Source organism: Streptomyces sp. NBC_00466 (genome assembly GCF_041433995.1).
In the GTDB taxonomy this organism is placed as follows: domain Bacteria; phylum Actinomycetota; class Actinomycetes; order Streptomycetales; family Streptomycetaceae; genus Streptomyces.
Map to the genome: position 1 here is coordinate 1,058,057 of NZ_CP107896.1, position 12,286 is coordinate 1,070,342.

The following is a 12,286-nucleotide window of genomic DNA, read 5'->3' on the forward strand; positions in this document are numbered from 1 at the left end:
CGTCCTGCCCCGTCCTGATCCAAACGAAAGGCCCTAACTGATCGTTTCAGAATGAAGTTTCATGTGTCCCTTGGCAGTTGGGTGATGTGTCGGCAGGATCTGTTGGGTGTCTGCTGATCTTGTGTCTGATGACCTGTGGGAACGTGTGTCTCCGCTGCTGCCGGTTCGTGCGCCGCGTCGGCACCGCTACCCGGGGCGGTTGCCTGCCGATGACCGTGCTGCTCTGCGTGGGATCGTTTACGTGCTGCGCAAGAGTGTGAGCTGGCGAGACGTCCCCGCTGAGCTGGTCGGGTGCAGTGGGGTGACGGCCTGGCGTCGTCTGCGGGACTGGACCGAGGCCGGAGTGTGGCCCCGCCTGCACGAAGTCCTGCTGGCAGAACTTCGTAGAGAGGGACTGCTGGAGATGGACGACGCGGCGATCGATGCCTCGCACGTCAGGGCCCTCAAAGGGGGGCTCACACCGGACCTTCGCCGGTTGACCGAGCGCGGCCGGGCAGCAAGCACCACCTCATCGTCGACCGGAACGGAACTCCGCTCGCTGTCTCTCTGACCAGCGGAAACCGTCACGACGTCACTCAGCTCATGCCCCTGCTGGACGCGATGCCCCGCATCCGTGGTCTGCGCGGCCGGCCACGGCACCGGCCCCGGCGGCTGTTCGCCGACCGCGGCTACGACTACGACAAGTACCGCCGTCTCATCCGAGCTCGCGGCATCACACCCAAGATCGCCCGCCGTGGAGCCCCGCATGGTTCCGGCCTGGGCAAGACCCGGTGGGTTGTCGAGCGGACCTTTGCCTGGCTCCACCAGTTCAAACGGCTCCGCATCCGCTAGATACGCGCCGACCTCCACCTGGGACTCCTCCAACTCGCCTGCAGCATCATCTGCTTGAGACGACTCAGAACCTCATTCTGAAACGATCAGTAAGAGGTCCTGACAAAGGCGTTGGACGTGGCGGTGAGTGACGAGGCAGGTGGCGAGGCCGAGGAAGGCTTCGTGGATGTCGTCGCGTCGTTCCCATCGGATGCGGAGTCGACGGAAGCCGTGGAACCAGGCGATCGTGCGCTCGACGACCCAGCGGTGAGCACCGAGGCCGGAGCTGTGTAGGACTCCGCGACGTGCGATCACTGGTTTGATGCCCTGAGCCCGGACCAGGCGCCGGTACTTGTCGTGGTCGTAGCCACGGTCACCGAGCAGGATGCCGGGCCACCGACGCGGTCTTCCCACGAGCCCTGGTTCTGGCGGGATTTTCGCCAGGAGTGGCATGAGCTGGGTGACGTCATTGCGGTTTCCGCCGGTCAGCGACACCGCGAGTGGGATGCCTTGCCCGTCGACGAGGATGTGGTGCTTGCTGCCCGGCCGTGCGCGGTCGACAGGGCTGGGACCACTTTTGGGCCCCTTCGAGCGGCCCGGACGTGGGAGGAGTCGATCACCGCCCTCGACCAGTCGAGCTGCCCCGCAGCCCGGAGCTTGCCCAGCAGCACGACATGCAGCCGATCCCAGACGCCGGCCGCGTTCCACGCGGCGAGACGCCGCCAGCACGTCATGCCCGAGCCGAAGCCCAGCTCCTGCGGCAGGTACTCCCACTGGATCCCCGTATGCAGCACGAACAGAATCCCGCACAACGCCTGCCGATCAGGCACCCTCGGCCGCCCTGCCACCAACTTCGGCCCTGACCCGGGCAGCAACGGCTCTATCAGCAAACACAGCTCGTCCGAGACGATCCACGGACGCGACTCCCTCTTCGCCACGAACAGACCAACGAGCAACCAGGCCGACAGTCACACCATCAGAGACTTCTGTTAGGAGTTCTTAGGCGTTCCTCAAGAGCAAGCTGGTCCCGGCCAGCGGCGCCTTCAACGCGATGTTCGGCATCAACACCGACTCCAACGGCTGGGCCGTCTCCGGCCTCAACGCCTGCGGCATCAATCCACAGACCGGTGACTTCCTCACATCGGCCGGCAAGGCCCCGGTGGACTTCCTCATCGCACAGCAGTTCAAGCCCGGCGGCGGATTCAAGTACCTGCCCAGCGACACGACCCCCTCGGCGTACTCGTCGATCGACGGGTTGCGGGCCGTCGCCGGCGGCGGCTTCACAGCCAGCCCGCCCGTGCCGACGACCAGCGGCGCCGCACAGTGGGCGGGCTCAGGGAAGCCTGGCGTCCGGTACCGCAACGAAACTGGCCCTCACAGTCGACGACGGCGCCGGAAACCTGAAGGTCTGTTCCGTCGGCTTCACGCCCACCGGGGCCACGGCCACCCTCGGCGCGATCCTCGACTCGGCCACGACCTCGGCCACGCCATCCGGTTGCGCGAGCGGCGTGACTCCCTCCACGGGGGCGGCACCATCACTTCTCTGAACGGCAAGGCCAACAGCGGGTCGAACACCTGGAAGGTCAGCATCGACGGCTCGTCCCTCACCGGAGCCGCCCGCGCGAAGGTGATCAACGTCGGTGACACCATCGCCCTGCGCTGGGGTGCCTGATCACCTGCGGCGGCCGGGCGACACGACGGGCCCGGCCGTCGCAGGTCGGTCTGCAGTCACGGGCATGCGCATCGTCTCCCTCCTCCCCGCCGCGACCGACATCGTGGCCGAACTCGGACTGGCCGGACACTTGGTCGGCCGGACCCACGAGTGCGACTGGCCGCCCCAGGACGTACGGTCCGTACCCGTGGTCACCAGTGCGGACCTCGCGCACGACGAGATGAGCAGGAGATCACCGACGCGGTCGGAGGCGCGTCGCACTCAGGCTCCTCGCTCTACTCGCTGGACACCGACGCGCTGGCGTCACTGGCCCCGGACGTGGTGGTCACCCAGGATCTGTGCGACGTGTGCGCCGTCTCCTACGAGCGGGTGAGCCGGGCCGTACGTGTCCTGGACACCGGCACCCGCGTGCTCAGCCTGGAAACCCGGACACTCACCGACGTACTGGACTGCCTGGTGACGGTCGGTGAACTGCTCGGGACCCGGGAACTGGCCGAGCAGCGCCGTGCCGATCTGCGCCGCCTCCTGAACGAGGTGTCCCGGCTGACGGCGGGCCGTGCCCGCCCCCGGGTCGTGGCAGTGGAGTGGCTCGATCCGCTGTGGCCGGCCGGCCACTGGGTGCCAGACCAGATCGCCTGCGCGGGAGGCGAGGCGTTGCTGGCCGCGCCGGGCGAACACACCGGGCCCATGACGTGTGAGCAGGTACGGGCGGCACGCCCGGATGTCGTCCTCGTCCGGCCGTGCGGTTTCCCTCCCGAGCGCACCCTGCGGGAGGGAAACACTCACCTCACTGCCGGGCTGGCAGAGACTGCCCGCCGTACGGGCCGGCAACGTCTGGGTCCTGGACGGCCCCGCGTACTTCAACCGTCCCGGCCCAAGGGTCGTGCGCGGCGCCGAAGTACTGGCGCAGCTCCTCCACGGGGTGCGGGCCGGGGCGACGGTGACCTCGGACGAGGCAAGGCCGCTCCAGTAGGGCGTCGCGGGTGAGCATGGTTCTTGCGGCTGGCGACCGTCCCACGGTGGGAGTCCCGGGCTTCGATGCCCCTGACGCCTCCGGGCCGAAGCTCCTCGCTGCGATCCGCACAGCAGGGGCCGAGGGGGAAGCGGGCCTGGGAGGTGGCCGGTGCGAGCAGTCCGGCTCCCGACGACCGGGGGCCGTGGACATCGACGGCCTTCTGGTCAGCGGTGAGTCGCGGATACCGCCACGTGCGCCTCGGCCCGCAGAACTTCGGCGTCGGGCTGTTCGCTCGCCCAGGCGACATGGCCGTCCGGGCGGATGAGCGCGGCACGCACGGTGGACCAGGCAGGGCGCGGGTCGGGCCGGTGCGCTGCGTGCGTGATGATGTGGGGGGGGGTGGAGGGCGGTGCCGGGGTGCCGGTGAAATTCAGCAGGACGTGGCGGCCGGTCCGGAGCAGCGTGAAGAGGTCTGTGCTGTCGGAGAGTTCGAGGTTGGGTGCGCGGTGACCGGTCAGGGGGTGGTGGTGCGCGGGGGCCGGGTAGGTGACGGCCAGTGCGGAGAGGTGTTCGGCCAGGCTTCGGGAGAACTCGGGTACGGTGGAGATGAGTTGGCTCAGGAGTGCGCGCAGGTCCTGGCCCTCCGCCGAGAAGGCGTTCATCAGTGCCGTCTGGGCGCGGGTGCTGAGCAGTAGGTCGGCGCCGACCGGGTGGCGTTCGGTGTGGTAGCTGTCCAGGAGACCGGCGGGGGCGGTGCCTGCCACGGTGGCCGCCAGTTTCCAGCCCAGATTCGTGGCGTCCTGGACGCCGACGTTGAGGCCCACGCCTCCGGCCGGGTAGTGCATGTGCGCCGCGTCGCCCGCGAGGAGGACGCGGCCCCTGCGGTACTCGGCGGCCCGGCGGGCGGCGTTGCCGAACCGGGAGAGCCAGGTGGTGGCGTCGTTGCCGGGGAAGTCGATGCCCGCCGCTTCGCGCACGGTGCTCCGGGTGCCGTCGCAGCCGACGATGTAGTCGGCGCGCAGTGTGTACAGGCCGTCGGGACCGGTTGCCTCAACGCTCACCCCGTCCTCGTCCTTGGTAAGTCCGGTCACTTGGTGCCCGCGGCGGATTTGGGCTCCGGCCGCATTCCCGTGCTCCTCCAGCAGCTCCTCGGTGCGGGCCTGCGGCAGGGCGAGTGTGAAGGGGTAGGGGGTGTCGAGGACCCCGAAGTCCATCCGGCCGTCGAGGCCGCCGAAGTGGCCGCTGGGGATGCGCCGCCCCTCCGCGAGGAAGCGCTCCAGCACGCCCCGGGTGGCCAGGACCTCCAGTGTGCGCGGATGGATGGTGAGGGCCTTGGAGTGGGGATCCCGCTTGCGTCGGGTTTCCAGGACGGTGACGGGTATCCCGCCCAGCCGCAGTTCGGCGGCCAGCCATAGCCCGGTGGGGCCGCCTCCTGCGATGACCACGTGCTCCATGACAGCTCCTCAAGAATGTCGTACATATCTTCGTCAGTGACCAAGAAGCAAGCAGAGGATCAACCCCGGGCTCGGCTCGACCCCGGAACGGTGGTGCGGACGGCCCTGGAACTGCTGGAGGAGAAAGGCGCGGACGGGCTCTCGATCCGCGGCATCGCGGACCGCTCGGCGTCCGGATGAACACGGTGCTCTGGCGTGCGAAGACCAAGACGCGGCTGTCGGAGTTGATGGCGGACGCGATTGTGGCCGGGGCTCCGGTGGACGGGCTGCCCGAGCCCTGGGAACCACGGGTCCGTGAACTGTTGCACCGCTACCGCCGCGCCCTGCTGGCCCACCGGGACGGGGCCAGGATCGTGGCAGTACGTACGCCGCCGAACCCGCCACACTCCGTTTCGCCGACCTGATGACCGAGGCGCTGCTGGCCGGCGGGCTGGCGGAACGCGAGGCGGTCTGGACCGGCCGGAGCCTTGTCTACTTCGCCTTGGGGCTGACTCAGGAGGAACAGGCGCTTCCTGACGCGAGGGGTCCGGCGTTCGCACGACGGCTGGACACGGGCGAATACCCCTCACTGTCCCGAGCCGCCGCGTACTTCGAGGACACCTCCTTCGACGAGCGCTTCGACTACGGACTCTCCCGCATCCTGGGGGTGTGAAACGGAACGGCGCCCCCAACGGCCGGGCTCTCCACCGTCGACGGAGGGCCCGGCCCGCCTCGCGGGAGACCCGCGTGCGGATGTTCTGGATCAAGGAGACCAAGCCCCGGCCGGGTCCGCACCCGGCACCTCGACCGGCGGGACGCACGCGCCCTCGCCGAGTGGTGGGTCGACGCCCTCATCGCATAGAAACCCCTGCCCTTCCCCACGGAAGGCTTCCGGGTGACCACGCTCCATGAGCAACCGCGGGTGCTCGGCACATCGGCGAGTCGTCCTCTGGCGAATGAAAAAGCAGTCAGCCTGCGGGCTCTGTCGGACGAGGAACTGGTGGCCTGCGTCAGCGCTCCGGTTGTCTGGACCAAACCCAAGCCGGTCGGCGACCGCCCGGAGCCACCTCAGCCCGCGGCCGACGACAGCTACGAGGACAAGCTGGACCTCATCGCCACCGGCCACTGTGTCGCGCTCTTCCCTGCCAGCGATCGAAGCGCCGCCGTGCGCGAGGACACCGCCCTGATACCCGTGATCGACACCGAACCCTGCGAGGTTGTGCTCGTCACGCGCGCCGACGACCCGAAAGTACCGGAGCGGTACGGATCCTGGGCCACGCTGCACTCGCTTCGGCCGATGGGCCAGGGGCGGCACCTTCGACCACACCCTCTGGGGCGGGGACAAGTCCGAAATCGAAAGTTGACCGGCCACCGTCCGCACGCGGCTCTGCGCCTGCCAGCTCACCGGTCAGCAGGGCCTGCGAAGGCTGTCTCGGATCCACCGCCCCCGGATCCACCGCATCGGACCCACGCCCGGACGCCAGGACAAGCCCCGTCAGGGTGTTCAGGGTGTGGGGACCGATCGAGGTGCGGAAGCGTAGGCGAGAATGTGCGGTACGGCTTCGCGGAGCGTCGCGAAGTGACGGTGCACTCCGTCCACCGCGTCCGGGGCGTTCACGCTCCAGACCGTCATTCCGGCGGACAGCCCCGACCGCACTCCGGACGGCGCGTCCTCGATGACGAGGCAGTCCCTCGCTTCGGCACCCAGCAAGGCGGCAGCCTTCAAGTACGGCGCGGGCGAGGGCTTTCCCTGTTCGACGGCAGCGGCGTCGACGATCACGTCGGGTGCCGGGAGGCCCGTCCGCTCGAAGCGGCCCCGCACCCGGTGCTCGTAGTTCGAAGTCACCAGAGCCCAGGAGGCCGGCGGAAGGCCGGTCAGCACCTCCGCGGCACCGGCGAACGTCGTGTAATCACCCGACCGGACATCCTCGTCCTCCAGCTCGTGCAGCAGCGCCAGGCACTCCGCGGGATTCCGGTCCGGAGCGACCTGCTCGAAGGTCTCGGTCGGCCTGGTCCGCAGGGCCACCTGATACACCTCATCGGGATCCAGCCCATACCGGTTCGCCCAAGTCCGCCACATCACACGCTGGTTGCCGACAGCGTCGATCAGGGTGCCGTCGACGTCGAACAGGACGCATCTCGCTGCGGCGGACCGCGTAAGCCAGGAATTCACCCAACCGATCATGCCACGCCCCAAACAGGGGCGAACGGACGAGCGGGAGCCTTTCACACGATCACCACATCGCGGTGCGGTACGGGCAACGCCCAAAAAGAATCGACAACGGGCGCGGGGTTTGACGCCAATCCAGCCACCTGCGAAGGAACGCAGCGCCACCGCGATGCAGCCGAAACAGTCTCACCGTCGCTTGACGAAGGACAGTTCAAGCAGCTAGCCATTGACGGTACGCAGCGCTCTGGCTAGCCTCGCATGCAAACAGAGCCATCCCTCCCACGGTCGCCATTTCTGGCATTGACTCGATATGGTATGGCGAATTTTTGCATCGGTTCCTGACCTGCAGAGACGAGGAGCACATGCAACGCCCTCCTGTCGCACGATGCTCGTATCGCCAGACCGTGACCGTATCCGCCGTTGCGCACTCCGTCGCGGCAATCAACGGCTCCCCGCCGCCACATCGCCCGTCCAGCCCGGCCGATCACCACGGCCTTTCGCGCTGAGGGCAACCGCACCCGGGCTGCCTGTTCGTGAGCGGAGCCAGGTCAACGTCTCCGTCACGGTCATGGGCCCCGGTGCACCTCAGGCCGCCGAGCCGCATTCGCACGCCCTCTTTCACGAAGTCTTTTGCATCTGCACCGCAGCATCGAACCGTGCGGGAACAGACGCATAAAATAGCCGGCAGAATTCTTCGAAACGGGTGGACTCACACGTGCAAGTCGCCAGACGAGCCTTAGCAGCACTCCGCGCGCTTTCTACCGCCGAAGACGGAATTACACTCACAGATCTGGCCGATCAAATCGATATACCGTTCAGCACGATGCATCGGCTCGCGACCGTACTCGAAGAATATGGCTGGCTCAGCCGCTCGCCGACGAACCGACGTTTCTTTCTCGGACCCGCGGCGAGCCAACTCGCCGGCGAAGAGCGCCCAGAACCGCCACTGACACGTCCGCATGACGCCGTTCAGGAATTGCAGAAGCGCACCGGTGAATCGGTTTTCGTCACCGAATTGATTGGCGAGCACGTCCTGTGTACGGCGCTGGCGGAGGCTTCCCGGCCGACCCCCCTCTTCGCCCAGCTGGGCCAGAGCATGCCTTTGCATGCCGCCTCGTCGGCCCGCGTGATACTGGCCTACCAAAGTGATGAGGTGGTACTCCGCATGCTGGCCGGCCAACCACTCGTCGCCTTCACAAGGGCCACACCGCGGACAGTCGACGGGGTGCTGAAGCGACTTCGGCTCATCCGGCTCCGAGGCTACGACACATCGGACGCACACATTGACGATGTCTTCGTGGCAGCCGCACCTGTCCGCCTTTCGACGAGGCGCGTGCGGGCCGGTCTTGCGGTCGCCGTGCCATTCGCCCGGCTGCCATCGGACTCGCACAGCCACGTCTTGACAGAAGCAGTCCTGGAGGCCGCAGCGGCGATGTCGTCCGACCTGGGCTACGGAGGCGGGCGGGAGGAATCGCGGAGCACCCGGCTGTCCGCGCGGCCCGGAAGTCTCCTCACGCCGTAGACGGATAGTGGAACCATGTGATGAAGGAACGCACAGCGGCATCCCAAGTACTCTGGAGTGGCGATCAGTTCCAGGTGTTCCGGCTGGACCGCGTCGGCCCCTTCGGCTACGGCGCCCCATTCCCCCGCAAGTTGAGGCGAGTTGAGGGGACGCATCGAGCGGACCGGTCCTTCTCTTACTGCACAAACGATTCTTCATGAACCGGCAGAGGCGTTGACCGCGCAGAGCGTCGGGTTGGACAGTGTCACCGGCGTCCCCATCGCCCTCAGCACAGGCTGAAACTCTCATCATCGCGCGGTACGGGGCGACCGAAGGGGGACCATTGCAACCCGTCAGAAGAGCTCTCCAAGTCGTCGTGCACCTGACCCAGTGCAAGGAGGGGCTCACCCTTCAACAGCTGGCCGACGCGATGAATGTGCCGTGCGCCAGCATGCACCGGCTCCTCTCCGTGCTGGAGACCGAGGGCTTCGTCAGCAGGCACCATACGAGCCGCAGGTACTTCGTCGGCCCCTCCGCCCTGGATGTCGGGATGGCCGCGCAGCGGCCCCTCTCCATCGCCGGCTGGGCGGAACGGTCCCTCTCCGACCTGGCCCACGTGGCCGGAACGGCGGTTCTCCTCACCGAACTCGTAGGCACACGCGCCGTATGCACGCTGCGCTGCGATGGGGACAACCGGGTGGACGTACAGACGGAGGCGGGCCGCCCCATGCCGCTGCACGCCACCGCCGAGGGCAGGGTGCTGGTGTCGGACATGTCCCGGCCCCGGCTCTCCCGCCTGCTCTACACGACCGACCTGACGCCTTTCCGCCCGCGCACTCCGCGCAGCATCGAGGAGGTGATCAACCACGTGACGCTGATCCGCAAACACGGGTACGGCATCTCCTACGACGAGTTCGATGCCGGGACCTGGTCTCTCGCGGCACCCGTTCGCAACGGCGCGGGGCGGGTCATCGCCACGATCGCCGTGGCCTCCGCAGGTGTGCACGTGGGTGGTCGCGAGGGGATCAACTTCCTGCGCTCACAGGTGATAAGGACAGCGGCGGCGCTCTCCGCGGAGCTCGGCGGTCAGGCCAATCCCATAGCCGCCACCGGCGCGGGACACTGACGTGAAAGCGGGGGTGGTGTGTCCCAGCGGCCGACCCGGGCACCGGGTACGGCGACGGCCTTTGCCCGCATGTCCCCTGCCGGGTAAGGCAGTTGTCTCCCCTTGTGCCGTCGGGACGTCAGAGGGCGAGCAGTTCCTCCAAGTCGAGCAGGCAGTCCCCGCACCCGGTGTTGGCTCCGGTGGCCTCGCGCAGGCCGGGTACGTCGCGTACTCCGGATTCCTTCGCCAACAGCACGGTGGCCTCTGTGACCCGGGCGCACAAGCAGACCAGCGGGTCATCGGTGGGCTGGCTCATCGTCTGTCATGTCTCCTCCGCCGTACGGGCGAGTATGTGAAGCGCCCGGTCCAGTACCTCCGTCATGGTGTCGAGATCCTGGTCGGTGACGACCAGAGGGGGATGGATGTTGATCACGTCGGGGGCCATGCCGGTCGATGCCACGATCAGTCCGATCCGGGGATCGGCGGTCAGGCAGAGGTGTCTCAGTCCGGCCGCGTGGTCACCGGTGAGCACCAGCCGGGCAGCTCCCCCGAACACCGCGTGGTCACGGACGAGCCCGGAGTGGGCCGATCGAAGCTGGCCCAGGCGCTGAGCCAGCCTGTCCCCCAGGACACCCACGTCCCGTTCGGCGGTGGTCCACTTGTCCCAGCGGTCGAGCACCGCCCGTGCGACCCCCAGAGCGTGCGGGATGCCGATGTACGTCGAGGAGTGGCTGCCGGGCCGATAGGACGAGGGGGCGGCCAGCGGCTCGCGTGCCCAGATGGCGCTCAGCGCGGCCGCGCCGTTGGTGAGGGCCTTGCTGGCGACCACGACATCGGGGGTCACACCGGCCCGCTCGAAACCCCAGCGGGGCCCGGTGCGGTGCATACCGGAGAAGATCTCGTCGGCGATCACCACGGCGCCGTTGCGGCGGGCGTGGTCCACGGCCGCTCTCAGGAGCGCGTGGTCCGGCTCCACCATGCCGCCGACGTTCTGCACCGCCTCGAAGACGAACGCGCTGACTCTCCGCCCGAATCCGGCCCCGCCCACGCCGGTCATTTCGGAGCCCCACCGGGTGACGGAGGCGACGCAGCCCGGGGTACAGCCGGCCTGTTGCGGTACGGCGTGCGGGCACCGGCCGCAGTCGGGTGTGGGCAGGCGAACGACCTCGAGGCCCCAGGCGGCGAGGAGTTCGCGGTAGCGGGGACTCGAGCTGAGCATGCTGGTGACGCCCGATCTGCCGTGGAACGCCCCCTCGAAGACGACCACCGTCCCCGGGCCGTTGGCGCTGAAGGCGATGCGCAGCGCGGTCTCCATGCCCTGCGCGCCGCCGAGATCCAGCTCGATGCGGCCGGGCTGCCCTGTGACATCGCTGAAGAGCCGTTCCAGCCGGCCGATGAGGTCGAGACGCAGTTCGGATTCGCAGAAGGACGGGAGGGCCGGCATGTCCTGGCAGTGGGCCAGCGCGTCCGCCAGGATGGTGGCGTCGTACCCGAGGGCGACGGTGCCGTTGGCCGCCTCGGCGTCGAGGTAACGGCGCCCGTCGGCAGCCACGAGGTGGCTGCCGTTCGAGCGGACGAAGCGCGGCACGTGCCGGGCGCGGTAGATGAGATTGCCCGCACCGGCAGCGTCCGGTACCTGGCCTTCGGTGGTGGTGTCGCTCGTCATGTGTACATCACCTCGTTGCGCCAGGACTCTGCCGAAGCGGTGGGGATGAGTGGTGAGATCCCCGGTTCGTTGCATTCGATCCAGCTGGTCAGCACAGTCAGAACATCCCAACGGCCAGAAGGGTCGGGCAAGTCGGCCGTGGACAGGACATCGAGCCACGCACCGACCTGGGACGGAGAGGGCCGGGTACGGGCACAGTCACCCCATGGCCCGTCCAGGCCGGAGAGGCGTCGCAGGCTGTGGGCGACATCGAGGTCGTGGGCCGGGGTGGCCGCTTCGAGTTCGTCCAGCAGCCGCTGCGTGACCACGTCGGCGGCCTCCCTCCGACGCGTGGTGTCGGCCTCGGCCGCGAGCAGCGCGTCGGAACACCATGCCCAGCCCGTCTCGTACGAGAACAGCTGGAGTTCACGTACCACGTCGGCGGGTTCGTCCGCCGTGTGCATGAAGTTGAACAGACCGTTCACCCGGCCGATGCGGGTGCGCAGATCGACCGTGCGTGCCGCGCGTGGCTCCGCCGATCCCTTGGCCGTGGTGAGGCGGGCGCTGGCGGGCAGCCAGTCAGGACGGTCGAGGTCCTCCAGCAGCAGGAGAAGGCTGCGGCCTGAGCCGAGAAGGTGGTCGACCACGGCGATTCGCTGCTCGGATGCGGCGTTGAACTGGTAGCGCCAGAGTTCGCGGGTCAGGAGCGGGGTGAAGCGCACCGGAGTGGCGGCCACTGGATGCCATCCCTCCGACCTGAGGGTGTCCAGCACCAGACGGCAGCGCCGGCCCGCCACGGCATCCGGTTTGAGGACGACGAATGTGTGGCGGTGCAGCGGCCCGCCCTCGCGCAGCCCGGAAGGGCTCAGGCCCGCCGCAGCGAGGGAACCCAGCCCCTCCCGCATATAGGGGTCATAACGGTAGGCCTCACGTTTGGCGGGATTCTTCGTCAGCGCGTCCAACGCGTGGTCGCCGATCACACTGCGCAGCACGGC

The 12,286-nt window shown here is 68.3% G+C and carries 10 protein-coding genes and 3 pseudogenes; 7 read left to right on the forward strand and 6 right to left on the reverse strand.

From position 1 onward, the window contains the following. Window positions 1-106 precede the first annotated feature (106 nt). Window positions 107-912: pseudogene (locus tag OG210_RS04570) on the forward strand (IS5 family transposase). Here the strand turns inward: OG210_RS04570 and OG210_RS04575 are convergent. Then, a protein-coding gene (locus OG210_RS04575; RefSeq protein ID WP_371540165.1) for an IS5 family transposase occupies window positions 904-1,748 on the reverse strand; the annotation gives its coding sequence in 2 pieces (ribosomal slippage) (window positions 904-1,391 and window positions 1,391-1,748; 846 coding nt in all). The pseudogene OG210_RS04570 and the gene OG210_RS04575 overlap by 9 nt on opposite strands. A gap of 65 nt (window positions 1,749-1,813) precedes the next feature. Here OG210_RS04575 and OG210_RS04580 point away from each other — a divergent pair. Continuing rightward, window positions 1,814-2,482: pseudogene (locus tag OG210_RS04580) on the forward strand (hypothetical protein); the annotation flags it as partial. 150 nt (window positions 2,483-2,632) lie between these two features. Beyond that, window positions 2,633-3,469, forward strand: coding sequence for a hypothetical protein (locus OG210_RS04585; RefSeq protein ID WP_371535029.1), 837 nt, complete (start codon window positions 2,633-2,635; stop codon window positions 3,467-3,469). Window positions 3,470-3,661: 192 nt separating this feature from the next. Here the strand turns inward: OG210_RS04585 and OG210_RS04590 are convergent, their stop codons facing one another. Then, window positions 3,662-4,891 (reverse strand): FAD-dependent monooxygenase, encoded by a 1,230-nt coding sequence (locus OG210_RS04590; protein ID WP_371535030.1) that lies wholly within the window; start codon window positions 4,889-4,891, stop codon window positions 3,662-3,664. A 36-nt stretch (window positions 4,892-4,927) separates the two neighbouring features. Between OG210_RS04590 and OG210_RS04595 the strand changes: the two genes are divergently transcribed. Together OG210_RS04595 and OG210_RS04600 are read left to right on the forward strand one after the other, a co-directional pair. Further along, a complete protein-coding gene (locus OG210_RS04595; protein WP_371535031.1) occupies window positions 4,928-5,071 on the forward strand; it encodes a hypothetical protein in 144 nt (47 codons plus the stop codon). A gap of 47 nt (window positions 5,072-5,118) precedes the next feature. After that, window positions 5,119-5,543, forward strand: a pseudogene (locus OG210_RS04600) (TetR/AcrR family transcriptional regulator C-terminal domain-containing protein). Window positions 5,544-6,374: 831 nt separating this feature from the next. On the opposite strand, the gene OG210_RS04605 reads toward OG210_RS04600, so the two are convergent. After that, window positions 6,375-7,043: an HAD-IA family hydrolase gene (locus OG210_RS04605; RefSeq protein ID WP_328332188.1), complete on the reverse strand. Its 669-nt coding sequence runs from the start codon at window positions 7,041-7,043 to the stop codon at window positions 6,375-6,377. A 712-nt stretch (window positions 7,044-7,755) separates the two neighbouring features. On the opposite strand from OG210_RS04605, the gene OG210_RS04610 reads away from it, so the two are divergent. Both OG210_RS04610 and OG210_RS04615 read left to right on the forward strand, forming a co-directional pair. Further along, window positions 7,756-8,562 carry an IclR family transcriptional regulator gene (locus OG210_RS04610; protein ID WP_371535032.1) on the forward strand — a complete coding sequence of 269 codons (807 nt, stop codon included), beginning with the start codon at window positions 7,756-7,758 and terminating at the stop codon, window positions 8,560-8,562. Between the two features lie 241 nt (window positions 8,563-8,803). Then, entirely contained in the window at window positions 8,804-9,667 is an 864-nt protein-coding gene (locus OG210_RS04615; RefSeq protein WP_328332184.1) for an IclR family transcriptional regulator, read from the forward strand. Window positions 9,668-9,785: 118 nt separating this feature from the next. Here OG210_RS04615 and OG210_RS04620 read toward each other — a convergent pair whose 3' ends face one another. From OG210_RS04620 to OG210_RS04630, 3 genes are read right to left on the reverse strand one after another with little or no spacing between them, the layout of a single operon-like run. Further along, on the reverse strand, window positions 9,786-9,962 hold the full coding sequence (locus OG210_RS04620; protein WP_328332181.1) for a (2Fe-2S)-binding protein: 177 nt from the start codon (window positions 9,960-9,962) through the stop codon (window positions 9,786-9,788). 6 nt (window positions 9,963-9,968) lie between these two features. Then, complete coding sequence (locus tag OG210_RS04625; protein ID WP_371535033.1) at window positions 9,969-11,312, reverse strand: aminotransferase class III-fold pyridoxal phosphate-dependent enzyme; 1,344 nt, start codon at window positions 11,310-11,312, stop codon at window positions 9,969-9,971. Then, window positions 11,309-12,283 (reverse strand): hypothetical protein, encoded by a 975-nt coding sequence (locus OG210_RS04630; RefSeq protein ID WP_328332177.1) that lies wholly within the window; start codon window positions 12,281-12,283, stop codon window positions 11,309-11,311. Before OG210_RS04630 ends, OG210_RS04625 begins: the two co-directional genes overlap by 4 nt. Window positions 12,284-12,286: the final 3 nt, after the last annotated feature.